Here is a 26,243-nt window from a genome sequence, read left to right as displayed (position 1 = left end):
GGTTTTTTTATCATGACTAATTAGGGAATTTTGGCAGGTGAGCAATCTGAAAAACACAGTAAGGGTTATAGTGTTTGTAGCGGTTTTATCCGTACTATGGTTTTTCTTCCGTGATCAATTGCAGGGAGGAATATTTGGATTTCTAAGTATCTTCATAACCTTTTCCGTCATTTTTATAGGTGTTTGTTATCTTCTTGGAAAACCGCCATCCTACACAAACCATTACATGGTTAGTGGTGTTAGGAAGCTTTCCTCTTATTGGATTTATTTTTTACCTTTTATTTGGCCGTAATTATCGAAAAGAGAGAATGTTTAGGAAAAAATATTTTCTTGATAAGCAGGCTTTTCTTACAGTTGAAGGGGATGATGATCCAAGGAGTGAAGAAAAGCGCCGATTGTTGGGAGAACATCAAGGCAGATTATTTACACTTGCCCAAAAACTTGGCAATAGTCCGATCTCTTTTGATACAGCTACAAAAGTATTGACTAATGGGGAAGAGACTTTCGATCATATTATTGAGGAATTAAGAAGAGCCAGACATCACATTCATTTAGAATATTATATTGTTCGACATGACCGTATTGGTCAGGAAATTAAAGAAATCTTGATTGATAAAGCCAATCAAGGTGTAAAGGTTAGGTTTCTGTTTGACGCTGTTGGATCTTGGAAGTTATCTAAGGCATATATTAATGAGCTGCGAGGAGCAGGAATTGAAACGGTACCCTTTGGACCAGTAAGATTACCATTTTTAAATAATAAATTTAATTTTCGTAATCACAGAAAAATTATTGTTATTGATGGAAATATTGGATTTGTTGGTGGGCTAAATATTGGGGATGAATACTTAGGGAGAGATAAAGATATTGGATACTGGCGTGATACGCATCTAATGTTAAGAGGGGAAGCTGTTCGTACTCTCCAACTTATTTTTTTACAAGACTGGTATTACATGACCAATCACAGCTTTTTAACTGCAGAATATCTATCCCCGCAAATTGACCATGTTAGTCACGGTGGGGTTCAACTGATTGCTGGGGGTCCAGATAACGAATGGAGTGTCATAAAAAACATATTTTTCTCTATGATTACCTCCGCAAAGAAAAATGTTTGGATTGCTTCTCCATATTTTATACCAGATGAAGATATTTTTTCAGCAATCAAAGTAGCCGCACTGAGTGGTGTAGATGTCCGATTGCTTGTGCCTAATCGTCCTGATAAACGAATCGTTTTTCATGCTTCAAGGTCCTATTTCCCTGAGCTGTTAGAAGCAGGGGTAAAGGTGTATGAATACGAACGAGGGTTTATGCATAGTAAAATTGTCATTGTAGACGATGAACTTGCCTCTATCGGAACCTCTAACATGGATATGCGGAGTTTTCATTTGAATTTTGAAGTAAATGCCTTTTTATTTAGGACGAATAGTACGGAAAAACTCGTTAAGGAATACTTAAATGATTTGAATTATGCGAAAATGCTAGAACTAGATACCTTCCAAAAGAGACATTTTGGATTGCGTATACTTGAATCAACAGCAAGACTATTGTCTCCTCTATTATAAATAAAGTAGGCTCCCTATTTGTTACAAATATAGAAAACTCGTCAACAATTGTCGAGTTTTCTTTTATTTTACACAGGATTTCCCGAGAAATTTGCCGAAATAAATAATAGAAAGGAGAGATGTTCATGTGTTAACCGCTATAACAAAGACGGGAAAAAAACTTTGTCTTGGCTATGACTTTAAGAAGGAGGCACTATTGGTATTAAGGAGCAAGGAAGAATTTTTTTGTCCCATATGCGGAGAAAGTGTTCAATTAAAATTAGGAGATCAGAGAATATTTCACTTTGCACATAAAAGGGGAGGAACCTGTCAGGAATTTTATGATCATGAATCCTACTATCACTTAGAAGGAAAAAAACAATTATATCAGTGGCTGATTAAACAAAACATTCCTGCAGTTTTAGAATACTTTGATAAAGAAATTCAGCAGCGTCCAGACATTATGTTTGAATTCAACGGTCATAAATACGCGATAGAGTTTCAATGCTCGCCAATACCTGAAGAAATTTTTAGTAAGAGAACAAGAACCTATACTGCTAATCATTACATTCCTATATGGATTATGGCTAGCAGTCACTTAGATGAACAAAAAAGGAAAGATATTGTTTCATTATCAAATTTTCATTATATGTTTTTACGCTCTTCTTTGCCAGGAGGAACCTATTATATTCCATCTTACTGCCCCGAAAAACAACAATTTCATTTCCTTGAATCAATTACACCCTATTCAATAAAAAATGCTTTTACTCGCCATAGCATCTACCAATCTGAAAAGATGGATTTTAGTAAATTACTCTTACCCAATACTTCCAATACTATGTTACTGCCAAATTGGAAAAGGGAAGTAGATAAGTTCATGCTTAATATGACAAGATATCCGGATCAGATGAAGAAGAAATTTCTTCTTGAAATCTACAATAAGTGCCTCAATCCATTTTTATTACCGCCTGAGATAGGCCTTCCTGTACCTCATTCGATACTCATTCAGACACCCTCTGTTATATGGCAAACGTTTATCTATCTTGATGTACTAGCCAATAAATCCCCTAACGAATTCATTCCCTTTCATCAAGTAAAGAACTATTTCAATAAGAGAATAGGTAGACATGAAGTGGTACTAAGACATTTGCCGCAGCTGGCGGACGCGAATCCATTACAAGCGGTATTCGAATATTTTCAGTACTTATGTAAGCTTGGTATTTTATCTAATAGAGGAGACAAGTGTTTTCAAATGAATGAAAAAATATGGATTCCTCATTCCAATAGGGAGAAAGAAGAAAGCTTGGTACGGTTTAACCAAAAACATGGATTGCTTTTTAAAATCATAAATGAAAACTAGTAGATGGGCATAATATAGTGAGTGTAATTCTTCTTTTCTTACGAATAGAAAGGAAATTAAAAGGATTAGGAGAATATTAATAAAGAGTGAATCTTATCGCAATTCTACATTTGAATGGAGGAAGGAAAAATGTCAAATGAAACTGCAGTAAAGTCACTACCAACTAGAAGTGAAATACCTGTAGAGGATACTTGGAAATTAGAAGATATTTTTACAAGCGATCAGGAGTGGGAAAAAGAGTTTCAGGACGTGAAGAATCAAATTTCTGGAATTAAGGAATACGAAGGAAAATTAGGTGAAAGTGCTGATACACTATATAATGCTTTACAATTCCAGGATAAGCTGCTAGAACGGATTGGAAAGCTTTATACATATTCACATATGCGCTATGATCAAGATACAACGAATTCTTTTTACCAAGGTTTGGATGACCGTATGAAAAATCTTTATTCTCAAGCAGGAAGTCAGCTTGCATTTATTGTTCCTGAAATTCTATCTATTGAGGAAGAGAAGGTAGCTAACTTTTTGCAGGAAAAACCGGAGCTTAAGCTTTATGAACATGCGATTGCTGAGATTAACTTGCAGCGCCCACATGTATTATCAGCTGAGCAGGAAGCGTTACTAGCAGAAGCTAGCGAAGTAATGAATGCATCTAGTAATACATTTGGAATGCTTAATAATGCAGACATAGAATTCCCTTCTATTAAAGATGAGAGTGGGGAAGAGGTAGAAATTACCCATGGCCGTTATATACGTTTCTTAGAAAGCGAAGACCAACGCGTACGGCGTGATGCATTTAAAGCCGTTTATAAAACTTATGGAAGCTTTAAAAATACATTTTCCAGCACATTAAGTGGGAATGTGAAAAAGGATAATTTTAATGCACGGATTAGAAAGTATGATTCGGCAAGACATGCTGCACTAGCGGCTAATAATATCCCTGAAAGTGTGTATGATAATCTGGTTAATACCATTAATGAGAATCTACACCTTTTACACCGATATGTGAAACTTAGAAAAAGGGTTTTGGGTCTTAATGAACTGCATATGTATGACCTATATACACCACTTGTGAAAGATGTAAAAATGGAGATTAAGTATGAGGAAGCAAAGGATTTAATTCTAAATGGACTATCTCCGTTAGGTCAGGAGTATGGAGAAATACTGAAGTCAGGCTTCGAAAGCCGCTGGGTTGATGTTCATGAGAATAAGGGGAAACGAAGTGGTGCGTATTCGTCGGGTGCTTACGGAACACATCCATATATTTTAATGAACTGGCAGGACAACGTAAACAACCTATTCACTCTCGCACATGAATTTGGTCATTCTGTACACAGCTATTATACAAGAAAATCACAGCCTTATCCGTACGGAAACTACTCTATTTTTGTTGCTGAAGTTGCTTCTACATGTAATGAAGCCTTGCTAAATGATTATTTACTAAAGACTATTGATGATGAGCAGAAGCGAATTTATCTTCTTAATCATTATTTAGAAGGTTTCAGGGGGACAGTATTCCGTCAAACCATGTTTGCTGAATTTGAGCATTTGATTCATCAGAAGGCACAGAATAATGAAGCATTAACAGCGGACGCTTTAACAGAAAGCTATTTTGCTCTGAACAAAAAGTATTTTGGTGAAGAAGATATCATTATTGATGAAGAAATTGGTTTAGAGTGGGCGAGAATCCCTCATTTCTACTACAATTATTATGTGTATCAATATGCAACAGGTTTCAGTGCTGCAACTGCCCTAAGTAAGCAGATCTTAGAAGAAGGGGAGCCAGCTGTTAAGCGTTATATCGATTTCCTAAGTGCGGGAAGCTCAGACTATCCAATTGAGGTGTTAAAGAAAGCGGGAGTCGATATGACAAGTGCAGACCCTATTAAGAATGCATGCAAAGTATTCGAAGAAAAACTAAATGAATTAGAGAAATTATTATCATAGTAAAAGGCTGTGTTAAGGAATATGGTTGGTTTATATAACCTGTTGATTGGAGCGGAAGGCACGAAGATCCTCGAAAATGCTAACGCATTTCCTTCGTGCGGTGTTAACTCGATGAAGCTTATTCAATGTCCTGTGGGAGTATGGTTCAGGGGAGACCCCGCAGGCGCGCGTTTCTCCGAGGAGGCTCGCCGAAACACCCACGAACCGCTCGTGCCTGGAGCGGAAATCAACAGACATGTTTAACATAGGCTAGTAAAAAGAAAGGATGTTGCTTGAAAGCAGCATCCTTTTTAAAATCCCCTGAAGCGTTTACGGTTGTTAATGTTGTGAACGATAATTAATAATGCGAGGAATAAAATTGGCGTACTAATAAGGAGTGGGAATATTTTCATTAATGCTAACAAATGGAGGAAAAAGGCAACAAAGACAAAAAGGATCATAGCAATAACAGGTAATTTAGACATAGAATTTGCCCACCTTTATCGTTTCTTAATATATTTCTATTGTCCATTACTTGGAATTATGATTTATTGACAATTATGTGAAATAACACACAAACTTATTGTCACTCACTTTACCCACATGGTATATTTAATGCGTGAAGTTGATCACTACAAACATATACCCCTTTGTTTGACCGTGAAAAATTTCTCCCATCCCCTTTGTTCGTATTATAGGAAAATACCTTGCGGTTAATAGCCGCAAGGTATTTTTTATTATTTTATTAGTAAAAACAAATTAAAGGCTGTGAAAAGGAACGGAACTCAACAGGCAACTTTAACAGAGCTGAATAAAAAATACAGGTACTGGCTCAATTGAACCTGGACCTGTATTAGTCTTCAATATATCTCCAAAACGTGCCGTATTTCGCAGGAATTTGTTCAACTACTTGTTTGAGAAGCAATTTTTTCATTTCCTTCTCAATTTGTGAAACAGACATATTATACACAACGGCAATTTCCTTGGAAGCCACAAATTTAAAAAACTTCATAAACGTTTCTAATGGAGGTGGAGGGGACGAAACAGGCTTCTCAGCAAGCATTTCCTCTAAGATCTGTACATAAACCTCATATGGATAAGTTCCTGCAATCTTTATACCCTCATCCTCAGCATTTTCATTAAAAAACACTAAAGTAGGGATTTCTGTAACATCCATTTCTGAAGTGATTTTAAGATCACATTGAAATGCTTTCGCAGCACTCTCCGAGTGAATATCATTGATAAACTCATCAACATCTAATCCTGACGTTCTTGCACAATCCTTTAATACTTCTATGTTAGAAATATTTTGTTTTTCTAAGAACAACATCTCCTGTATTCTTCGGAGAAAACGTAATCCCGCACGTCTTCCCTGTAACTCTGCTGCTTTGATCGCAATGGATACGACAAATGGTGCCTCAACAGGATTTTCTAACCACAGACTGCCATCGCATGACATTCCAGAACGGCTTGCAGTCTTCTCCCATAAATCGGCTATGGTTACATAATTCCTCTTTTTACTTAAATTTAAATCAACCAGGCGTCCACTTAATACATGTTTGATTGAAAAATAGCTGCCGTACTCAATTTTTAGTTTTTTTAATATAGGTTCAATTGCCCAACATTCAGGACATAACGGATTAATAAACATATAGATTTCAATTGGTTTTTTTTCATTTCCACCGCAACGCGGCTTGGGACCGTTCGACTTTGAATTATTCACGATTTTCACCTGAAATCTCATCGCCGTCTGGCGTGTTTACCATATGTTGAGCCGTAAGATATAGCCTAGCGTAAAAATCATCTCTTATTGGACCTTGTAACCCAACTTCATCCATAGCTTTTGCCATACAGGATAACCATGCATTAGCACGCTTTGGAGTGACGGGAAATGGCAAATGTCGTGCACGCATCATTGGATGACCATGTTCTTCCGTATACAGGGATGGCCCACCCAAATATTGAGTTAGAAATTGCTTTTGCTTTCTTGCAATTTCTGTGAATTCATTTGGGAAGATTGGTGCTAGATCAGGATGTTGTGCAACAAGGCCATAAAATGTATCGACTAAACGGTGCAATGAAGCTTCACCAATGGCCTCATATGGTGTTAGCTTTTTCTCAATCATGTTGACAACTCCTTTTAACCTTTTTGTATTTTTAATTTTATCAATGGCGTTATCATATCTCAAATTTATTGCTTTAAAATAGAGATTAAACACAATATTAATGTTTACCATTCGCTCATTTTATATTTTTGTTGATAAAAACGGCGAATTTTATTTTCCGTTTTGCGCTCAGGAATCTGAAAGCGAGCAAGAAATTCTTTAAAAACAAGCTGACCTTCATTAAAATCTACCACTTCAAATTCTAATTCATAATCATCTTTGTTTAGATATGTGCTATGGTCCAGAACAAGTAATCCTTTTTCGTAGGGCATTTCTACTCTATGTGTTAAAAGATAACCGAAATATTTAATTTCCGAAAAAGGTACCCCATTAGCTTCTATTAATTGTTGAATAGCTCCTGATGGGAGTTTACCGTGTTGAAGAGCGGTGGTTACCTCCTCTTCTGTTAGGATCTGGTTAGTCTCTAGGAGTCCAACAGTTGCTGGCTGCTTTAAAGTCATCTCATAATATAGTTCCTTTTTTCGGATCCTAAGAGCAGAATTAGCTTCCTTTAATGCAAAATCTGGTGTATCAAAGTAGTGATTTTCCTGTGAGAAAATTTGTTTTTGATCTACTTGGAGCTCAACTAAAAGTCTTTTATATTCACATTCAGTGAGCATGTTCTTAAATTCTATTTCAATATTTTGTGACATAAGTGATTTCCTTTCGATTATGAATCATATTTTTCACACATCTCTAATCTGAACTGCAATCCTTGGGAGAAATGAATGAATTGTGCTAAAATAGGAAGGTGAAAGATGGAGGTCGAACAATGAAAAAACGAATTACTATACTAAATGCAATCATAACAGAAGAAAAGCTTTTATTAGAAACAAATGAACCAATTAATGGATTGATCCCAAGTGAACAAATTCTGGTGGACTCTGATCAGTACTCCTTTATTTATTTAATGGAGAATCAAGAAGATTATACATACATTGTTTTACCAGAACAAATCTGGCCTTCTTTAAAGGAAGTACTTGAAAAGAACCTGCCGGTATGGATTCACTCAAATGGGGATCATATTGAATTGAGTAGTTTTCATGATGAATTTGATTATGTCATTAATAATATTAAAGGAAACAGTAATTATGGGACGGAAATGGTTACTAAAGTAGAGAGTTTATTCTAGTTGATTGAGGTGGAATCATGAAGCATTGGGACCTATTTTTAGCCCCGTATAAACAAGCTGTGGCAGAGCTGAAAATTAAATTAAAGGGAATGAGAGGTCAATTCGATTTGGATTCTACTCATTCACCTATTGAGTTTGTTACAGGAAGAGTAAAACCAATTGCGAGTATATTAGATAAGGCCAATCAAAAAGGGATTCCGCTCGAACGAATAGAAGAGGAAATGCAGGACATTGCTGGGATGCGGATTATGTGCCAGTTTGTCGATGATATACATACAGTAGTCGATTTGTTGAGAAATAGGAATGACTTTGAAATTGTGGAAGAAAGGGATTATATTTCACATAAAAAAACTAGTGGGTATCGATCCTACCATGTAGTGATTTGTTATCCTGTGCAAACGATTCATGGAGAAAAGAAGATCTTAGCAGAAATACAAATTAGAACCTTGGCAATGAACTTCTGGGCAACCATAGAACATTCATTGAACTACAAATATAAAGGAGTTTTTCCAAGTGATATCAAGATGAGACTTCAACGTGCCGCAGAGGCTGCCTTCCGATTGGATGAAGAGATGTCTTTGATTCGGGGAGAAATTCAAGAAGCACAAGCTTTTTTTACAATGAAAAAAGAAGTGAAGCAAGAAGAAAAAAGCTAAACCTCTAGACCACCTTTTGAAATCCATTCAATACAAGGAGCAAACAAATATGAAATTTGCCATTACATCAAAAGGAGATCAAAAATCAAATATCTTGATGCACAAAATGAGGACCTATTTACTTGATTTTGATCTTACGTATGATGAAGACCAACCGGATATTGTTGTCTCTATTGGAGGGGATGGAACGCTGCTTTATGCTTTCCATCGCTATAGTAAGCGACTCGATAAAACTGCATTTGTCGGAATTCATACGGGACACCTGGGATTTTACGCAGATTGGATACCTGATGAAATTGAAAAACTTGTGATCGCTATTGCCAAAACTCCTTATCAGGTAGTGGAATATCCACTCCTTGAAGTCATTATTCGCTATACACACGCTGGGAAAGAATCAAGATATTTAGCATTGAACGAATCAACAGTAAAAAGTGTAGAAGGAACACTTGTTATGGACGTGGAAATTCGTGGGCAGCATTTTGAACGTTTCCGTGGCGATGGATTATGTGTTTCTACTCCATCAGGTAGTACAGCTTATAATAAAGCACTTGGCGGGGCAATTATCCATCCATCGATTTCTGCTATTCAAGTAGCAGAGATGGCTTCTATAAATAACAAGGTTTTTAGAACGGTAGGCTCTCCGCTTATTCTTCCAGCCCATCATACATGTATGTTAAAACCTGTGAATCGGTCAGATTTTCAAATAACCATTGATCACTTAACGCTTTTACACAAGGATGTTAAATCCATCCAATTTAGGGTTCCAGAAGAAAAAATCCGTTTTGCCCGGTTTAGGCCGTTTCCTTTCTGGAAAAGAGTGCATGACTCATTTATTTCAGATTAATCCGGAGGGAAGTTCATGGGGTCTCAGTTTCAATTGAAATGGGTAATTGATTCACACCATTCAGATATGCTAATTAAGGATTTTTTAAAGGAAGAAGAGATTTCACGAACTGCTTTAACTGATATTAAGTTTAATGGTGGGAGTATTAAAGTCAATGGAAAAGAGGTAAATGTCCGCTATAAATTAATAACAGGGGATCATTTAAGCATCCTTTTTCCACTTGAGAGTCCAAGTGAAGGGATGATGGTAGAATGTATCCCTTTGGACATTCTCTTCGAAGACGAGTACATGCTTGTTGTTAATAAGCCGGCAGTGATGAATACAATCCCATCTAGGGAACATCCTTCGGGCAGCCTTGCGAATGCATTGGTGGGTTATTATCAGCGAAAGGGGCTTATTGCAACATCGCATATCGTGACTCGTCTAGATCGGGATACATCTGGGATTGTGTTGGTCGCGAAACATCGCCATGTTCATCATCTTTTTAGCTTGATGCAGCGGAAGGGGTTAGTGAAGCGGACGTATGAAGCTCTTGCAGGTGGTTTAATCGGAGCTGATGATGGAATCATTAAGCAACCGATCGGACGAAAAGAGGACAGCATAATTGAAAGAGAGGTTCGTGACGACGGACAATATGCATGTACACATTTTCATGTCATCAAAAGGTATCAGACCTTTACACATGTTGAATTGCAGCTAGAAACAGGCCGGACGCATCAAATTAGGGTACATATGTCCTTTATGGGCCATCCCTTGCTAGGTGATGATCTATATGGTGGAGATATTTCTCTGATTAATAGGCAAGCACTTCATTGTAAAAAAATTACGTTCACGCATCCCTTCTTGAGAACGGAAATGTCATTTACAGCACCATTACCTGTGGATTTACGTGCAATAATAGAGGAGGCTGACATATAGAGGTCAGCCTCCTTTTACCCGTGTTCTAATCAAATTGTTTAAACTTTTCCTCGATATATGGCATAGTAGAAGGAACAGAAACGAGTTCCATTTCAGGGTACCTTAGTCCAGTTAGTTTTCCGCCAAATACCGCCCCGGTATCAATGTTATATGTATTGTTGATAATACGCGGCTCTTTAACCGGCGTATGTCCGTAAACAATACAAGCATCGCCATGATACTTTTTCGCCCAATCCCTTCTAACTGGGGAGCCATCAGGATGCTTTTCACCCGTAATATCACCATAAAGGACGAATGTTTTCACGTTTGAATGGGTTTGTCCGATAAATTCCTGTTTAATTCCTGCATGTGCGATAACAAGCTTTTGTTTGTCTAATACTAAATAAAGAGGAGCTTTTTCGTACAATTCGATAAACTTTTTACGCATGGACTCTTGCTCTTTTTTATATAATGATTCATATTCTGCAACAGTGGTTTCGAGACCGTGTGTAACCTGTACTTTATTACCAAGAAAAAATCGGTACAATTTATTGCAATGGTTTCCGGGCGTATAAAATGCTTTTTTTTTCTTTATGACGAGCTTCCAAACAATATCTATTACTTGAAGGGATTCCGGTCCGCGGTCGGTTAAGTCACCTACGAAACCAAGAATCCTGCCTTGTGGATGGATAGGAACTCCACTATCCCAGTTGTACCCAAGCTCAAGGGTAAGATTCTTAAATTCATGCAAACATCCATGAATATCTCCGATGATATCAATTTTCATTATAAATTCCCCCTTTGGCACTTATTTTTTGTGAAAAAATCTATTTTTATAAAAAAGAATCCTCATACTAAGAAGGATTCGAGAGGAGGAACAAAAAATGGAACAGCATGTTTCCGTTATTTCTTTGCTTATTGTTGTAACCATGGCATTTTTAACGCCGATTTTCCTGCATCGCTTTAAAATGAATTTCATACCAGTTGTCGTAGCTGAGATTATTGTAGGATTGATTATTGGAAAAAGCGGTTTTAATGTCGTACATGAGGACATGTGGCTTTCAACACTGTCTACTCTCGGATTTATTTTTCTTATGTTTTTAAGTGGTCTTGAGATCGATTTTTCTTCTTTTTCGGGAAGTAAAAAACGTGACCAACTGCCAAATGGAAAAAGAGAACCTAATACCTTCATAGTTGCCTCAGTCATTTTCGCAGGTATTTTCATTTTTTCACTTGGGTTATCTTATTTATTTGTTATGATGGGCTTTATTGACAATGCCTTCTTAATGACCCTAATTATTTCGACTATTTCTTTAGGTGTGGTGGTTCCCACCCTTAAAGAAGCCCATTTAATGAAAACAGTCATCGGTCAAATAATTTTATTAATTGCCGTGATTGCAGACCTCGCGACCATGATTTTGCTGGCTGTTTTTGTTTCACTTTATGAAGCTGGACATGGGAACACCTGGCTTTTACTAATACTATTTGCTGCGGGGGTCCTTTTATATTTTGTTGGGAAACGATTTAAAAACAGGTCAATTATTGAAAACCTTTCAACAGGTACCGTTCAAATCGGTACAAGAGCAGTCTTTACACTCATCATTGTGTTAGTAGGATTATCAGAAACCGTTGGGGCAGAAAATATTCTTGGTGCTTTCCTTGCAGGTGTTCTTGTTTCGTTATTATCTCCTAATCAGGATTTAGTACATAAACTGGATTCCTTTGGCTATGGCTTTTTGATTCCCATCTTTTTTGTTATGGTAGGTGTCAATTTAGATGTATGGTCCCTGTTTAGTGAAAAAAAGCTCTTATTATTAATTCCACTTCTTCTGATTGGCCTCTTGTTATCGAAGCTTGTTCCAGTATATCTACTTAAGATTTGGTATGACTTGAAGACAGTCATCTCCTCTGGTTTTTTACTTACGTCAACCCTATCACTGGTTATTGCTGCTGCAACGATTGGGGAGAGAATTGAAGTTATTACAGAGCAGATGAAGGGGACATTCATTCTAGTTGCTGTAATTACGTCAATATTTACACCGATTGTTTTTAAAAAGCTGTTCCCTAAAGAAGTCGCAGGTGGGAAGAAAGTTAGTGTATCTTTCTTAGGGGCGAATCAGGTTACATTGCCGGTATCAAGGGAATTAAAGTCAGGATTATATGATCCTGTGCTATATCATACTAAAATGGAGAAATCTGATAAGCAAATTGCGGATTCACTGTTTGAAATTGTGGAACTCACCGATTATTCAATTGAGACGATTGAGAAAACAAACGTTTTTCAATCCGAAATTGTTGTGGTTTCAACAGGAGATGAGGAACTTAATTCTACTCTATCTATTGCTGCTAAAGAGAAGGGTGTTCCTAGGGTTATTGCTCGAATCGAAAGCCCTGATTTAGAGCAAAACTTAAGAGAACATGCTGTTGAGGTATTCTCTGCCTTTATGTCGTCAAAAGCTTTACTACGAGCTATGATTGAGTCGCCAACTTTAATAAACATTCTAACGAATCAAGAGGCAGGATTATATGAAATTGTGATGATGAATGCTCAGTTCGATGGTATGCATCTCAGGAGATTCCCTTTTACTGGAGATATTATATTTGTCCGGATTTTTAGAGGGAAAGATTCTATCGTTCCGCACGGCGACACGGAGTTACAGATGCATGATCGCTTAATTGTCACTGGAACAAAGGAATATGTGGATGAGTTGAAAAGGGAACTAGAATTCTGTGAGATATGTTAAAAAATATGTATACTTTTCATTTGTGACAAATTAGTGTAAAATTAGTACCAAGTACTAATAACTCGTAGTTATTTTGGGAGGAATTTTTCGTTATGAATTTTTCATTAGCTGGAAAAACATATGTAGTAATGGGTGTTGCAAATAAACGGAGTATTGCATGGGGAATTGCCCGCTCTCTTCATAATGCCGGAGCAAGATTAATTTTTACGTATGCAGGAGAAAGATTAGAAAGCAGTGTTCGTGAATTAGCGAACTCATTAGAAGCAGAAGGTACACTTGTACTTCCTTGTGACGTAACACGAGATGAAGATGTGGCAAAATGTTTTGCTGAAATCAAAGAAGCAGTTGGTTCTATTAATGGTGTGGCCCACTGTATCGCTTTTGCTAATAAAGAAGAGCTTCAAGGTGAATATATGAATACAACTAGAGAAGGCTTCTTACTTGCCCACAATATCAGTTCATATTCGTTAACTGCTGTTGCTAAAGAGGCGAGAGGTCTAATGACTGAAGGTGGAAGCATCGTAACATTGACTTACCTTGGTGGCGAAAGAGCGATTCAAAACTACAACGTAATGGGTGTTGCTAAGGCCTCATTGGATGCAAGTGTTCGTTACTTAGCAGCTGACCTTGGAAAAGACAATATTCGAGTGAATTCCATTTCTGCTGGCCCAATTCGTACACTTTCTGCAAAGGGAGTCAGTGATTTCAACTCGATCTTAAAAGAGATTGAAGAAAAAGCACCATTACGCAGAACGACTACTCCAGAAGAAGTTGGAGATACAGCCTTATTCCTATTTAGTGACCTTGCTAGAGGAATAACAGGCGAAAACATTCATGTTGATTCTGGATTCCATATCTTATAGTTAAAAGAAGCTCGCTGCTGAAGCGGGCTTTTTTTATGTGTAATTACCTATTTAGCGTGAACGCGTTTAGGCTTTTCGCATACATATAAAGTGTAGAATTTCGCGCTGAGGAGGTACTGTGCATGTCAACAAAGAAAAATCAAGGGCCGCTTCTATACGTTTATCAACCATTTTCAAGGACACCAACTAACACGAACATGCAAGAAATTTATATTAGTAAAGGGGTAAAAGAGGAGTTAGAGGAAGACAAACCCTTAGAGAATGAAAGTAAGAAGAAGGTCTCGCTTTTAAAAAAAGAAATCGAGCAACAACCTGAAAGCAAGGTACAAACAGCTTCTGAAACCGTGGAAAACGAAGAGGAGGATAAACCCAAAGCAACATTCAAAAGAGTAAAGCCCTTCAAAGAGATGAATATTAAGGAACGATTGGACTATTTAATTAACTTTCCTAAAGTATTACCACCCGTTCCATGTGTATTTTTTACGACGGAAAAGAATTATCAAGGCTACCTTACTGCATATGCTGATAACCAAATTACCATTCAATTCCATGACCAAACATCTAAAGATATCCCACTTGACGAGTTAACGGACATTATTATGATTGGAATAAAAAGATAACCAATAAAAAAGCCAGCCGATGGACGACTGGCTAATTTCATTCATACTTTTTTAGTCACAGATACCTAGGTTAACATCAGCGATACATTGAATGGCACAGAAGCAGCTTAAATCTACTGTGATACAGTCGTTGCTTGCACGGAAGCGTTCAACTTGACAAACTTTTGTAAGGTCAATGCAGCATTTGTCTCCACCAGAAACTAAATTTACTGGACAGAAGGTACCGCCATCGCGCTTGCCTGGTACTAACACACGAAGTGTCGCACAGCAGTTATCGAAAACATCTTCAACTCGGAAGTAGATGGATACACATGCATTTGTTTCATTGCTAAAGAATGCGTGGAATGGTGATCCATCTGCAGTACTTAACACAAATACGCGAGTATCAACAGGCTCCCTTCTTGCTGGAGATACCAGCGTACCTAGTGGCTCTGAGAAGCAACTGGTACATTCTGCACACTCTTGTTCTACTGCATTATCTTGGATGTCCTTAATGGCGCGAACTACTTGGCAAACACAGTTTTCACTGTGAAAGTCATTGTTTTTTCCACAACCCATTTGTTTTTTCCTCCTTATTTCTTGATATATCTTACATTACTAACATATTTAAGAGGGCGCATTTCAGTTACGGACAATAGCCTGTTTTATCGAAATTAGGCGGATAATGATATACTTGCTCAATTAAGTTGAAAGGGTGAACACCTATGAAAATTACGCTCTTAAGCTTTTTACTGCTCTCCTTGGCAAGTTTTCGGCTAACACGATTACTTGTGTTTGATAAAATCACTGAATTTATTCGTGCTCCCTTTTATGATGAAATTAGCGAGAAAAATGAACAGGGTGAAATAGAGGTCTATTATATTACGAAGAGTAAGGGGATAAAAAAATTTCTTGGTGAACTCCTTAGTTGTTATTGGTGTACAGGAATATGGGCAGCCGCCCTCATTATAGGTATACAATATTTTTTTCCTACCCTATCAGAACCCATTATTCTCATATTAGCTATAGCAGGTATTGCCTCAATTTTAGAGTTAATTGTACAACAATTTATTCACAACTAATGGATTCGCTGAGACAAGACTTGTACCTGATTCATATTCTATTTTAGAAGAATCTAACAAATAGCAAGGAGAGGAATGACATGGATTTGAATAATAAGAAAAATACACAAACAACACAGGCGGCACAAACAATACAATCTTATAAACCATCCCAAAAGATTAAGAAAAAGGGTTGCGGCTGTGGTAAAAAAACTTCAAAATGACAGAAAAACTGCTAGTTTAAACTGGCAGTTTTTTTATTTTGGCTCTGTGATTTAGTCATAATTTTAGTCAATGTCGAAAAAACTATCTGTGAGTAAATAAAAAATGAACAAGGAAAGGGAATCAAATGATCACTAGTTATCGATGGATACTATTCATTAGTCTAATTATGCTAACCTCTTGCAGTAGTAATCAGCAGGCTAAGGATAGCCAATTAGCACTAATGAAAACAACTAATCCTAATCCCGTCATTATTACAAATAAAAAGCATACAGACCATATGAATGAAGTTAAAAAGGATGTGAGTTCTCTACCTGAGCTTTACGATGTTGCAGTAGTCAAAGGTAAAAAAGATACATTAGTGGTTTATAAGGTGAAGCATTTGCATCGTTTCCGAATGAAAGCCATAGAAAAAAATGTAAATAAAATGTTGGAGAAAAAATATCCGAAAGAAAATTTTACAGTTTCAAGTGATTATAAGGTGTTCTTAGAGGCGGTAAGACTAAAGGAACATATTAAATCGTCTGATCTTTCTAAGAAGGAAGCAGAAAAACGTCTAAATGAAATCGTAAAAATGACAGAAGATATAAAGTAAGAAAGGGAGAAGACGAATGCCAAGTAATAAACAAAAAAATACGACACTACAGCAACGAAATTATCAACAACTACAGCAAAAGCATGAAATTAAAAGACCAGTATTAAAGAATTGTATTAAAGCTTTCTTTGTGGGTGGACTTATTTGTGTGGTGGGTCAAGCTGTTAGTTATTTTTATATCTACTTTTTTAATTTCACTGAGCAGAGCGTTGGGAACCCAACTGTCGCAACCATGGTCTTTTTTTCCATGCTATTAACGGGGTTTGGTGTATATGATCGGTTAGGTCAATTTGCAGGAGCTGGCAGTGCTGTACCCGTAACTGGTTTTGGTAACGCAGTTATTTCTGCTGCAATAGAACACAGGACCGAAGGCTTTGTACTTGGTGTAGGTGGGAATATGTTTAAGCTGGCTGGATCAGTCATCCTTTTTGGGGTTTTTTCAGCTTTCGTAGTAGCATTAATTAAAACATTACTCGTGATGTGGGGGGTATTGTAATTGTTAAAAGGGCATCAATCATGGGTCTTCGCAAACCGTCCAATGATTACCGCAACTGGTGTAACAGGTGGACCATTTGAAGCAAATGGAAAATTAGCAAATGATTTTGATCTATTATACGAAGACTTATGGATGGGTAAAGAGTCCTATGAAAAGGCACATCGACTATTACTTGAGGAAGCTATAAAGGTTGCCTTGAAAAAAGGAAACATCCAAAAGGAACAGGTGCAGTTTTTATTTGCTGGCGATTTAATCAATCAAATTACACCGACAAGCTTTGCAGCCAGAACCATGCAGATTCCTTATTTCGGTCTTTTTGGCGCATGCTCCACTTCCATGGAAGGGTTAGCACTCTCCTCCTTTGTGGTGAATTACCAAGGAGCAAAATACGTCTTAACGGGAGCCTCCAGCCATAATGCTGCTGTAGAAAAGCAGTTTCGTTACCCGACTGAATATGGTGGCCAAAAGCCACCCACGGCACAATGGACAATCACCGGTGCTGGAGTAGCACTTGTGCAGCCGAATGAACCTGAACGTAACGAGCCGGTAACTACATCTGCTACTATTGGGAAGGTTATTGATATGGGCTTAACTGACCCATTTAATATGGGTGGTGCAATGGCACCAGCCGCAGCTGATACGATTATGGCTCATTTCCGAGACTTACAATTGGACCCATCCTATTATGACTTAATCGTAACAGGGGATCTGGGAAGAATTGGACATGACACGGCATTTGAATTATTAAACAAAAGCGGTTTAAAGTTGGAGAGAAAACAATTCCAGGACTGTGGGTTGTTGATTTATAAGGAAGATCAGCCGGCACAAGCAGGGGGGAGCGGTGCAGGTTGCTCAGCTACTGTTTTATATGGGCACTTACTGAACCAAATGAAAAAGGGAATGTATCGAAGAATTTTAGTCGTGGCAACAGGTGCATTATTGTCACCTCTAAGCTTCCAGCAGAATGAATCAATTCCGTGTATTGCACATGCTGTATCAATCGAAATGAATGGAGAAATGGGGTGATCCTGTGTTAGCAATGTTTTTCTGGGCATTCGTGGTTGGGGGTATCATTTGTGTCATTGGTCAACTGCTCTTTGATGTAGCAAAACTGACTCCTGGTCATACATTAAGCTTGCTTGTTGTAATAGGGGCAGTTTTAGATGGTTTTGGCTTGTATGAGCCGTTGGTTGACTTTGCTGGTGCAGGAGCAACCATTCCAATAACAAGCTTTGGTAATTCACTTGTACATGGGGCATTACAGGATGCAAAAGCCCACGGTATTATTGGAGTACTAACTGGTATGTTCCAGGTAACAAGCTCAGGAATTTCAGCTGCCATCATATTTGGTTTTATCGGAGCACTCATTTTTAAACCTAAAGGGTAAAAATACAAATTTTTATCCAGTTTGTTGATTAGGCTGTCATGCCTATACACTTTTTTATCTAATTTCATATGTTATAAGTGAGATAACAAAAGTGAGGTGACAGTCTATGTGGTGTGGATATGGAGGAGGCTACGGCTACGGTTACGGCGGTGGTTCAACTTTTGTTTTAATCGTCGTATTGTTCATCCTTTTAATCATTGTTGGTGCAAGCTTCTATTAAGAAATAGTGAGCTTGAACTGAGGGAAGGGGTTGGCCCAATAGGTGGTCGGCCCTTTCTTACCCTTGCTTTTTGGAATAGCTTTTCCTATTTTAATCACCATTTAAACACTTCTTCATACAATAAAGTAGTTTATGAAGGAGTGTGAAAATTCCATGGATAATGGTTTCTTTAAAAATATCGAGAAGAAAACAGGCGTGAATATGAAAGATATTTTCGACCTCGCTAATTCATTGCAAAATGCTAACTTTAAAGATGAGCATACTGTCCGTAGTGTGATTCGAAGAGTTTCTCAAATTGCCAATAAACCGGTAAATAAAGATATGGAAGATCAAATTGTAAAATCAATTATTAATGATGGTAAGCAACTTGACTTCAATACCATTTCAAAAATGATGAATAAGAAATAAAAAGCGAAGATCAATTCCTACTTGTAGGAATCGATCTTCTTCTTTTTATGAAGAGGAACTAAGAACCGCGAACGATATGCTTTTTTTCCTCTTCTGTTTAGGGGGACAGAAATAAACAACCGCTCATGCGCTCGAGTCATAGCAACATAAAATAATCTTCGCTCTTCTTCTAAAGCGGAAAAATCGCCATTTCTGTACGTTTCTAGTGCATAGTCATGTGGGAGACTGCCATCAACAGCGCCCAAAATGTAGACGGTATGATATTCAAGTCCTTTCGACCGGTGAATGGTACTTAGGCTGATGGCGTTTGTAAAATGTTTACTTAAGTTTTTAATTTCTTTATTCATGGCAGACATATGCTCAGCATGAACCAGTAAAGCCTCAATCGCTTCAAAGCTTCGTGCAGCTACTTTAAGGTCTTTTAGATCGTCTGAACCTTTTTCAATCTTACTCGATTCATTTCCACGTTTCTTGAGAAATTCAAGAAAGCCAAGATCTTTTTCAATTTGTTCAAGAGCCTTAAGAGGGGATAAATGTTTTAACCCGCGAATCAGCGTAACAGCTTTTTTTAATTTTTTCTCTTGAAAGGCATGCGTTGTTTTCAAGTGCGACAATGACTCAAGAAAACTACAATCCATTAATATGCTTTGTGCCTTGATTTCCTTTAGTACAGACTGTTTTAAAAACAGCAAGGGCAGAATTTCTGACATGGCTTGTGGATCATCTTCATTTAAACTCACTCTTAGAAAGGCTAAGGCACTTCTTACAATATATCTATCGTAGAAAGAGTCAGCATCCGAATCAATTTTGAATGGAAGATTTGAGTTTGCTAATCGTTCAAACACAGCTCTTGAACTCGCATTGGTTCGATAAAGAATGGCAAAGTCCGAAGGGTTCGCACCCGCAGCAATCTTTTCTTGGATGTCTGTTACAATCATAGTTGCTTCTTCCTCTTCATCGTAAGGAAAAAAGATCTGTGGTCGGAAACTAGAAGAAAACTGTGCCTTCATCTTCTTTGTTCGTCGCATTTTATTAGCGGATATCATTTGATTCGCCGCAGAAACAATTTCATGAGAAGAACGATAATTTTGGTCAAGAGTCACCAATTTTGCAAATGGAAAGTCTTTCTCAAACTCTAGTAAATAGCTGGGGTCGCTGCCTCTGAAGGAATAAATTGCCTGGTCATCATCACCAACAGCGCAAACGTTTTTGTTCTTTTCGGATAAAAGTTTTATCAGTTCATATTGAACTTTATTGATGTCTTGAAACTCATCGATTAAAAAGTAGTGAAAACGATTTTGATATTGTTGTAGTAGCGCAGGTGTAGATTTTAGCAGTTGATAACAGCCAATCAGCATGTCATCAAAATCAAATAAACCTTGTCTTTTTTTGTACTCTTCATATCGTGAGTATAAAAAAACAACAGTTTCTTCCCATTCTGTTGTGGGCTTTACTTGGTCAGGCATAAGTAGAGAGTTTTTCCAAAATCCGATTTGCTGAAGAGCCAAATCGAAAGCAAATTCCTTTTCAGAAATATCAAGCTCTTTTCCGGCATCTTTTAGAATCTTGTCCCGCTGCCATTCTTTTTTGAGTAACTTATGTGATGACCAATTTTCTGCATCATGAAACATAAGGATGCGATAAAAAATGCTGTGAAAGGTTCCTGTAACAAGCAAGTTAACCTTCTCACGATGAATATATGGATAAGACAGTAAACGCTGTTTCATTTCTGCCGCTGCTTTTGCTGTAAAAGTAACAAGCATTATGGAACGAGGTTCAATCTGCTTCACTTCCATCATATAGGCAGTTCGAGCAGTTAACACACGTGTTTTCCCACTGCCGGCACCAGCTAAAACAAGTAAGGAGCCATCCGTTTCCATTACAGCTGCTGCCTGGCTATCATCTAGGACTACTCCCTGGTTTTCAAGCTGTTGTAAATATGGTGGTCGCTCCGTTTTAGGTTTTCCATTGGCAGGATGAAATGGAACAGAATACTCAATATTCATCGCGGACTTAAACAGTTCTATGGTTTTTGGGGCATCTGTTATGGTTCTGCCTTGAGGTATTTTAAAGCCATTTCGTTCAATATAGTGGGGTGCATCATCCAGTTTGACTACACTTTCACTAGGTGCTAGTTCTATGCAATCTTTTAGAGAAGCTTGAGCATGAAAGAAATGTGGAGCTTCTTGAATCCCAAGAAACAACAATACCTTTTCCTTACAAACTGGGCAAAAAAGCTCACCATTTTTCCCTGCAAGAAATATTTTTTGGTATTGATCTCTAGCCAGTTGCTCAAGTACAATCCGTTGATTTTGGTAGATAGCTGTTTTCATTTGTTAAAACCTCTATTTCAATAAATAAGACATGTTCTATCATAACAAAACCAGTTCATGACGGAAAGTGTTTGATAATTTATCCAATAAATTAAAAACCCACTTACCCCAAAAGGGAGAAGTGGGTTAATCATTACATTTCTTTTACCATTGTTTTATGAGGAATCCCAGCATCGAGGTATTCTTCAGAGACTACCTTATATCCAAGACCTTCGTAAAAAGGAATGGCATGTGTTTGAGCACTGAGTTTCAATTTATGAAGTCCTTGGTCACGAGCATGGGTTTCAATCCCATTCATAATGGATTTTCCAGCACCCGTCTTTCTTGCTTCTTTTAATACACAAATTCGTTCTACTTTTCCATAACCATCTACTACACGGAATCGACCGGCACCAATGGCAGATCCATCATGATGCAAGACAAAGTGAACAGCTTCATCTTCGAATTGGTCAATTTCTTCTTCAAGCGGAACATTCTGTTCTTCTACAAATACAGTCTTTCTAATAGAGAATGCATCGTCGAGTTCTTGTTGATTTTCAACTACTTTAAGCTTCACGTTACCTATTCCTTTCCAAGACGAAATGTTTCATAAACGGTCCAAGAACCGTTTTCTAATTGATAGAGGAGGTGGAATCGGTCAATGGTTTCTTCGTGATCAATTTTGGTCATTCTTAGGGAGCCAAAGACGTCAGAATGTTCGTCATTAGAGAGCTTCTGTCCAATTGTAATATGAGGGACGAAGGCATACTCTAATGGCTGATCACTAAAGGTTTGATTGATTTCAGAATGAAGATGTGTAAGTTCTTCTGTAGGTTCAACCTTAAAATAAATAACATTGTTTACAGGTTGAAAAGAGCTGATCTTTGATGCTTTTAAAGAGAATGGATGGGTGTTTCTAGCAATTTGTTGCAGCGTGTTTGCAACATCTTTTGCATCCTCTTCTGTAGCTTCAAAAGAATTTTTAAGTGTTAGATGTGGAGGAATAAGTGAATAATGTGGATCATAACGTTTACGATAAGAATTCACCAAGTCTTGAAGCTTTTTTGATGGGAAAATGACAACTCCAAATTTCATACGTATATACCTCCGTTTAAAAATAATTTATTTTAATAGAAGGCTCTGTTAACTTGCCTATTGATTTCCGCTTCAGGCACGAGCGGTTCGTGGGTGTTTCGGCGAGCCTCCTCGGCGCTTGCGCCTGCGAGGTCTCCCCTGAACCATACTCCCACAGGAGTCTTCGTGTCTTCCGCTTCAATCAATAGGTTGTAAAAATCAACACTGTTCTTTAACATAGCCTAATAGTAAATAATACTCAAAACAGCCTTCTAACTATTATAACAAATTTTCAAACTATATTAAATAATAGGAAATGCTTAAACTTTTGCTAAAATATGCTAGAAAAACATTTTTAGAGCGCGTCTTAAGTCTGGCTGCCAATAAGTCCATGTATGATTCCCTTGGAACTCCTCATAAAAATAGGCAGGTGTTTTGACTGAAATAATACTTGAAAGTTCTCTGTTAGGAATTAAAAAGTTTTTAACTTGTCCATCTGTTGTTTTTACCTCAGTTTCCTGATTTCCAATTACATGATAAATCTCGACCAATTGAGGATTTAAATGTTCCTCAACCCATTCTAATACCTTTTGATTCACAAAAGGAGATTGTAACAGCACTTTGCCAAACGTGTGTGGGTATTGAAGCGCCGTCACCAATGAGACAGTGGCACCCAATGAATCTCCAATAAGTGCTCTTGTAGATCCCATTTGATAGGTAGGAAATTCCTTATCGAGGAAAGGGACTAATTCATGGGCAAGAAAACGAATATACTGTTGGTTTTGATCACCGTCTGGATGGTATTTCCTGCGGCGGTCAGCTACATCTTTATAAGGTACCCCAACAATAATTAAATTTTCAATTTCTTTATTAAAAAGAAACTCATCTGCTAATCGACCAATTCTTCCGAGTTGAAAGTAATCACGGCCATCCTGGGCAATGAGCAGAGAGTATTTATATAACGGTGAAAAATTTGCTGGCAGGTAGACAAGGAGTAGTATATCTTCTCCAAGTTCCTTGCTTTGAAAGGTAAGTTCTTTGATTGAGCCTTTTGGAAATTCCATGCGATAAAACCCCCATATTCTAGATACATTAGAATTTTACCATAACTAGAATGGAAATGCTTTCAACAACGGGGAATAAGGGGAGGCTGGTAGTCTAAACGGTAGTGGAATTAGTGAAGATATCGCTTTTCTGATCGTGATTTGGGCATTAACGACAAAATATTTTCTTTTTTAAAGGTTCGCATCTGTTTCCGAAGCAAACAATAGCCGCGGATATATTCATCAGTGATTTCCTTTACAATTAGCTTACGCTGTGAAATTTTCTGGTTGTCTGCAAGATAAATCATCTCTAATGGCATGTTTTCCTCTATCGAACGAATAAAAAGCCCATCCATCATATAAAAATCGCTCCTTTCTTTAATATATATTATAACCGAACATTAGTTCTTTATTCAATAAAAAAACAAACAAACGTTCTTGTTTTTTGTGAATGGGAACACTAAATTACTTATTGACATTTGCAAGAATATTACTATAATTAGATATGTAGCTTAATAAACGATCTGTTAGCTCAGTTGGGAGAGCGCAACCTTGACAGGGTTGAGGTCGGGGGTTCGAACCCCTCACAGGTCATACTTAAAGTCCTTGATTTGAAGGGCTTTTTTATTTTATCCTCTTTCCCTGTCATTCGAATACCTGTCAACTGGTCACATATTGGTCACGTACTTCTTTTCAGGCTCCTTAATTTTATTTTGGTCAATTGGAGGTACAATGTCTTGTCGCCCATACAGGAGTTCACCAAACTTTTGTGCGGTCTCATTCTGCATATTCGGCAGGAGGTGACTGTAACGATCCAGTGTCATTCTTGTATCAGCGTGCCCGAGTCGCTCCGACACTATCTTTGGATGGACCCCCTGTTTTAACAAAAGAGTAGCGTGGGTATGTCTTAGGTCGTGAAAACGAATCCTTTCAAGATTGGCTTTTTTTATTAAGTTGTTAAAATTTCTTCTGAGGTTGCTTGGGTTAATGGGGGTACCAACCTCTGAAGCAACAACCAAGTTCAAGTCAGTGTAAAAAGTACCCATCTTTAATCGTTGTTTCTTTTGTTCAAGCTTATGATGTCTTAGTTCTTTTGCAAGCTCCGTTGGCATGGCAATTGATCGCATACCTGCAGCTGTTTTTGTTGTAGATTTAAGCGTTTTGCCGTCATGACCTAGTGTTTGTTTTACAGAGAGAATATTATCCTCCAAATTTACGCTTTCCCAAGTAAGACCGAGTATTTCACCTTGTCTCATTCCTGTGTTAATAGCTATAAGATAGACCATAGAGAAGGGGGAGTCTTTGGCTGCTTTTAAGAAGGAGCGAACTTCTCCAACATCCCAAACCTTCATTTCAGCATTTGACTCTTTTGGAGGTTCCACTAGCTTAGCAGCATTTTTAGCAACCATATCGAACTTTACAGCACGATCCAATGCATTTACCAGCATCGTGTGGATTTTTCTTACAGTATTATGATGTAATTTTTTCTCATTTAACAGCTTTGAGTAAAACTGCTGAATATGCAATGGTTTTAAGTTGGATAAAGGCATATTGTTAAGTTCGGGGAGTATATGTGTTTTTAAATTGATATAGTAGGTTGAGTATGTGCTTTCTGCCACCATCGCCTTCTTGTAATTCAGCCAATCCACTAAAAATTCTCCCAACTTCTGAGTAGATGGTTCGATATATGTCCCTGAATTTAACTCATGAAGTGCTTTTGTAAGGGATGCTTGTGCATCCTTTTTTGTTTGGAATCCACGCTTCTTTTTTTGTTTTCGTTTACCATTGTTGTCTTTCCCCATTTCAATAACGTAATACCATTTGCTTCCTTCTTTTCGAACAGAACCAGTATAAGTCATTGTTTCTACCTCCCAGTAATAGTAAAGTTATATAAAAAAGGAGAGAGTACTAATCCTCTCTGCCTTTTAACCAATTATTAAATGTATCACGTGAAATCTTAATCCGTCGACCGATGCGTACAGTATGAAATTGACCTGAATTCACAAGTTCGTATGCCTGGCGACGGCCAATTCCAAGTATATTTTGTATATCAGAGACATCTAATATTTCTTTATATTCTCCTTGTGTACTCAATTTGTACTCCCCCTAAATATCAGTGAAAATGCAATTAAGGTATCAGTTCTTTAGTTTCCATCTAAATGTTCCTTTTTTGCTAAACGCTTTGTTTTCGTTTTATTACTTTATACAAGGCTCTTTATGTGGTCCCCAACTTCATAGACTTCCTTATATACCTCTGGATGATTGGCTGCTAGCATTTGTAATGTATGGTGGTGCATTCCCAATACTAACAAAGTATGAGCATGAAGTTCATCAATATCCTTTAGAAGGGACTTCCTTTCAGAAGTTTCAGTATATTCATTTTCTGCCTTTTCGACCATGGAGCATAACAAAGCAATCAATGAGTCAATACTCTTGTCTTTATATTTATAATAAGTTTCAAAAACAGGGTTTATCTTTTTCATAAATAATCCTCCTCGTTAAATTCTTATATCGACAGTGAAGTAGAACAGCTAACCATCTTTCTCCTTAATAGCCTTTGAATGTTTCCATTCACAGAGTGCTTTTGTCATTGATGGTATTCTTCGACTTAAATGTACTTCCTTTTCCCGTGTTGAGCTTGCAGGAATGTCTCCAGCATCGCAAAAAGTCCCTTTAATTGTGTTAACTGCATTCATCACCT

32 protein-coding genes, 1 tRNA gene and 1 pseudogene are annotated in these 26,243 nt (G+C 37.5%); 19 read left to right on the top strand and 15 right to left on the bottom strand.

The features are described from left to right. The first annotated feature begins 46 nt into the window (after positions 1-46). The 3 genes and pseudogenes from cls to pepF all read left to right on the top strand — a co-directional run bounded on the left by cls (position 47) and on the right by pepF (position 4,845). Positions 47-1,559 (top strand): annotated as a pseudogene (gene cls, locus QE429_RS19635) (cardiolipin synthase). A gap of 127 nt (positions 1,560-1,686) precedes the next feature. Continuing rightward, positions 1,687-2,898 carry a competence protein CoiA gene (locus tag QE429_RS19630; RefSeq protein WP_307289438.1) on the top strand — a complete coding sequence of 404 codons (1,212 nt, stop codon included), beginning with the start codon at positions 1,687-1,689 and terminating at the stop codon, positions 2,896-2,898. A 129-nt stretch (positions 2,899-3,027) separates the two neighbouring features. Next, positions 3,028-4,845, top strand: a complete 1,818-nt coding sequence (gene pepF / locus QE429_RS19625; RefSeq protein WP_307289437.1) for an oligoendopeptidase F — start codon at positions 3,028-3,030, stop codon at positions 4,843-4,845. Between the two features lie 290 nt (positions 4,846-5,135). Here the strand turns inward: pepF and QE429_RS19620 are convergent, their stop codons facing one another. From QE429_RS19620 to QE429_RS19605, 4 genes are all read right to left on the bottom strand, one after another. Further along, positions 5,136-5,309 carry a hypothetical protein gene (locus QE429_RS19620; protein ID WP_307289436.1) on the bottom strand — a complete coding sequence of 58 codons (174 nt, stop codon included), beginning with the start codon at positions 5,307-5,309 and terminating at the stop codon, positions 5,136-5,138. Positions 5,310-5,677: 368 nt separating this feature from the next. Then, a complete protein-coding gene (locus tag QE429_RS19615) occupies positions 5,678-6,568 on the bottom strand; it encodes a ClpXP adapter SpxH family protein (RefSeq protein ID WP_307289435.1) in 891 nt (296 codons plus the stop codon). Beyond that, a complete protein-coding gene (locus QE429_RS19610) occupies positions 6,540-6,950 on the bottom strand; it encodes a globin domain-containing protein (RefSeq protein ID WP_307289433.1) in 411 nt (136 codons plus the stop codon). Before QE429_RS19610 ends, QE429_RS19615 begins: the two co-directional genes overlap by 29 nt. Positions 6,951-7,054: 104 nt before the next feature. After that, on the bottom strand, positions 7,055-7,642 hold the full coding sequence (locus QE429_RS19605; RefSeq protein ID WP_307289432.1) for a CYTH domain-containing protein: 588 nt from the start codon (positions 7,640-7,642) through the stop codon (positions 7,055-7,057). A 119-nt stretch (positions 7,643-7,761) separates the two neighbouring features. Between QE429_RS19605 and QE429_RS19600 the strand changes: the two genes are divergently transcribed. From QE429_RS19600 to QE429_RS19585, 4 genes are read left to right on the top strand one after another with little or no spacing between them, the layout of a single operon-like run. After that, positions 7,762-8,121 (top strand): UPF0738 family protein, encoded by a 360-nt coding sequence (locus QE429_RS19600; protein ID WP_307289431.1) that lies wholly within the window; start codon positions 7,762-7,764, stop codon positions 8,119-8,121. Between the two features lie 17 nt (positions 8,122-8,138). Further along, positions 8,139-8,777: a GTP diphosphokinase gene (yjbM, locus tag QE429_RS19595; RefSeq protein WP_307289428.1), complete on the top strand. Its 639-nt coding sequence runs from the start codon at positions 8,139-8,141 to the stop codon at positions 8,775-8,777. 49 nt (positions 8,778-8,826) lie between these two features. Further along, entirely contained in the window at positions 8,827-9,621 is a 795-nt protein-coding gene (locus QE429_RS19590) for an NAD kinase (protein ID WP_307289427.1), read from the top strand. A gap of 15 nt (positions 9,622-9,636) precedes the next feature. Next, complete coding sequence (locus QE429_RS19585) at positions 9,637-10,539, top strand: RluA family pseudouridine synthase (protein ID WP_307289426.1); 903 nt, start codon at positions 9,637-9,639, stop codon at positions 10,537-10,539. A 25-nt stretch (positions 10,540-10,564) separates the two neighbouring features. Here the strand turns inward: QE429_RS19585 and prpE are convergent, their stop codons facing one another. Next, positions 10,565-11,305, bottom strand: a complete 741-nt coding sequence (gene prpE, locus QE429_RS19580) for a bis(5'-nucleosyl)-tetraphosphatase PrpE (protein ID WP_307289425.1) — start codon at positions 11,303-11,305, stop codon at positions 10,565-10,567. Between the two features lie 97 nt (positions 11,306-11,402). On the opposite strand from prpE, the gene QE429_RS19575 reads away from it, so the two are divergent. The 3 genes from QE429_RS19575 (at position 11,403) to QE429_RS19565 (ending at position 14,745) form a co-directional block, all read left to right on the top strand. Further along, the gene (locus tag QE429_RS19575; RefSeq protein ID WP_307289423.1) at positions 11,403-13,262 is read left to right on the top strand and encodes a monovalent cation:proton antiporter family protein; all 1,860 of its coding nucleotides are present in this window, start codon (positions 11,403-11,405) and stop codon (positions 13,260-13,262) included. 92 nt (positions 13,263-13,354) lie between these two features. Further along, positions 13,355-14,125: an enoyl-ACP reductase FabI gene (gene fabI / locus QE429_RS19570; protein ID WP_307289422.1), complete on the top strand. Its 771-nt coding sequence runs from the start codon at positions 13,355-13,357 to the stop codon at positions 14,123-14,125. 122 nt (positions 14,126-14,247) lie between these two features. Beyond that, positions 14,248-14,745: a CotO family spore coat protein gene (locus QE429_RS19565; RefSeq protein ID WP_307289421.1), complete on the top strand. Its 498-nt coding sequence runs from the start codon at positions 14,248-14,250 to the stop codon at positions 14,743-14,745. Positions 14,746-14,796: 51 nt separating this feature from the next. Here the strand turns inward: QE429_RS19565 and QE429_RS19560 are convergent, their stop codons facing one another. Then, a complete protein-coding gene (locus QE429_RS19560) occupies positions 14,797-15,303 on the bottom strand; it encodes a CotY/CotZ family spore coat protein (protein ID WP_307289420.1) in 507 nt (168 codons plus the stop codon). 146 nt (positions 15,304-15,449) lie between these two features. On the opposite strand from QE429_RS19560, the gene QE429_RS19555 reads away from it, so the two are divergent. The 8 genes from QE429_RS19555 to spoVIF all read left to right on the top strand — a co-directional run bounded on the left by QE429_RS19555 (position 15,450) and on the right by spoVIF (position 19,113). Next, entirely contained in the window at positions 15,450-15,806 is a 357-nt protein-coding gene (locus QE429_RS19555; RefSeq protein ID WP_307289419.1) for a DUF1360 domain-containing protein, read from the top strand. 80 nt (positions 15,807-15,886) lie between these two features. Continuing rightward, positions 15,887-16,009, top strand: coding sequence for a hypothetical protein (locus QE429_RS19550; RefSeq protein ID WP_307289418.1), 123 nt, complete (start codon positions 15,887-15,889; stop codon positions 16,007-16,009). A gap of 125 nt (positions 16,010-16,134) precedes the next feature. Then, positions 16,135-16,602 (top strand): sporulation protein, encoded by a 468-nt coding sequence (locus tag QE429_RS19545; RefSeq protein WP_307289416.1) that lies wholly within the window; start codon positions 16,135-16,137, stop codon positions 16,600-16,602. Positions 16,603-16,618: 16 nt separating this feature from the next. Then, positions 16,619-17,098, top strand: coding sequence for a stage V sporulation protein AC (gene spoVAC, locus QE429_RS19540; protein ID WP_307289415.1), 480 nt, complete (start codon positions 16,619-16,621; stop codon positions 17,096-17,098). Beyond that, the gene (gene spoVAD / locus QE429_RS19535; RefSeq protein WP_307289414.1) at positions 17,099-18,124 is read left to right on the top strand and encodes a stage V sporulation protein AD; all 1,026 of its coding nucleotides are present in this window, start codon (positions 17,099-17,101) and stop codon (positions 18,122-18,124) included. 4 nt (positions 18,125-18,128) lie between these two features. Beyond that, positions 18,129-18,485 carry a stage V sporulation protein AE gene (spoVAE, locus tag QE429_RS19530; RefSeq protein WP_307289413.1) on the top strand — a complete coding sequence of 119 codons (357 nt, stop codon included), beginning with the start codon at positions 18,129-18,131 and terminating at the stop codon, positions 18,483-18,485. A 106-nt stretch (positions 18,486-18,591) separates the two neighbouring features. Further along, positions 18,592-18,705, top strand: a complete 114-nt coding sequence (locus QE429_RS19525) for a YjcZ family sporulation protein (protein WP_307289411.1) — start codon at positions 18,592-18,594, stop codon at positions 18,703-18,705. 153 nt (positions 18,706-18,858) lie between these two features. Further along, positions 18,859-19,113 (top strand): sporulation-specific transcription regulator SpoVIF, encoded by a 255-nt coding sequence (gene spoVIF, locus QE429_RS19520; protein ID WP_307289409.1) that lies wholly within the window; start codon positions 18,859-18,861, stop codon positions 19,111-19,113. A gap of 17 nt (positions 19,114-19,130) precedes the next feature. Here spoVIF and QE429_RS19515 read toward each other — a convergent pair whose 3' ends face one another. From QE429_RS19515 to QE429_RS19495, 5 genes are all read right to left on the bottom strand, one after another. After that, the gene (locus QE429_RS19515; protein WP_307289407.1) at positions 19,131-21,446 is read right to left on the bottom strand and encodes a UvrD-helicase domain-containing protein; all 2,316 of its coding nucleotides are present in this window, start codon (positions 21,444-21,446) and stop codon (positions 19,131-19,133) included. 133 nt (positions 21,447-21,579) lie between these two features. After that, positions 21,580-22,002, bottom strand: coding sequence for a GNAT family N-acetyltransferase (locus QE429_RS19510; RefSeq protein WP_307289405.1), 423 nt, complete (start codon positions 22,000-22,002; stop codon positions 21,580-21,582). Positions 22,003-22,007: 5 nt separating this feature from the next. Continuing rightward, positions 22,008-22,520 (bottom strand): YjcG family protein, encoded by a 513-nt coding sequence (locus QE429_RS19505; RefSeq protein ID WP_307289403.1) that lies wholly within the window; start codon positions 22,518-22,520, stop codon positions 22,008-22,010. Positions 22,521-22,840: 320 nt separating this feature from the next. Further along, complete coding sequence (locus QE429_RS19500) at positions 22,841-23,563, bottom strand: alpha/beta hydrolase (protein ID WP_307289402.1); 723 nt, start codon at positions 23,561-23,563, stop codon at positions 22,841-22,843. A gap of 110 nt (positions 23,564-23,673) precedes the next feature. Beyond that, entirely contained in the window at positions 23,674-23,901 is a 228-nt protein-coding gene (locus QE429_RS19495) for a hypothetical protein (protein ID WP_307289400.1), read from the bottom strand. 162 nt (positions 23,902-24,063) lie between these two features. On the opposite strand from QE429_RS19495, the gene QE429_RS19490 reads away from it, so the two are divergent. Then, a tRNA-Val gene (locus QE429_RS19490) sits at positions 24,064-24,136 on the top strand. A 74-nt stretch (positions 24,137-24,210) separates the two neighbouring features. On the opposite strand, the gene QE429_RS19485 is transcribed toward QE429_RS19490, so the two are convergent. From QE429_RS19485 to QE429_RS19470, 4 genes are all read right to left on the bottom strand, one after another. After that, complete coding sequence (locus tag QE429_RS19485) at positions 24,211-25,401, bottom strand: tyrosine-type recombinase/integrase (protein ID WP_307289399.1); 1,191 nt, start codon at positions 25,399-25,401, stop codon at positions 24,211-24,213. A gap of 49 nt (positions 25,402-25,450) precedes the next feature. Beyond that, the gene (locus QE429_RS19480; protein ID WP_307289398.1) at positions 25,451-25,636 is read right to left on the bottom strand and encodes a helix-turn-helix domain-containing protein; all 186 of its coding nucleotides are present in this window, start codon (positions 25,634-25,636) and stop codon (positions 25,451-25,453) included. Positions 25,637-25,743: 107 nt separating this feature from the next. Next, a complete protein-coding gene (locus QE429_RS19475) occupies positions 25,744-26,025 on the bottom strand; it encodes a hypothetical protein (RefSeq protein WP_307289396.1) in 282 nt (93 codons plus the stop codon). Positions 26,026-26,073: 48 nt separating this feature from the next. Further along, positions 26,074-26,238 carry a hypothetical protein gene (locus tag QE429_RS19470; RefSeq protein ID WP_307289394.1) on the bottom strand — a complete coding sequence of 55 codons (165 nt, stop codon included), beginning with the start codon at positions 26,236-26,238 and terminating at the stop codon, positions 26,074-26,076. Positions 26,239-26,243 lie beyond the last annotated feature (5 nt).

This window comes from Bacillus sp. SORGH_AS_0510 (assembly GCF_030818775.1).
Taxonomy (GTDB): domain Bacteria; phylum Bacillota; class Bacilli; order Bacillales; family Cytobacillaceae; genus Neobacillus.
This window is presented reverse-complemented; position numbering and strand designations above follow the sequence as displayed.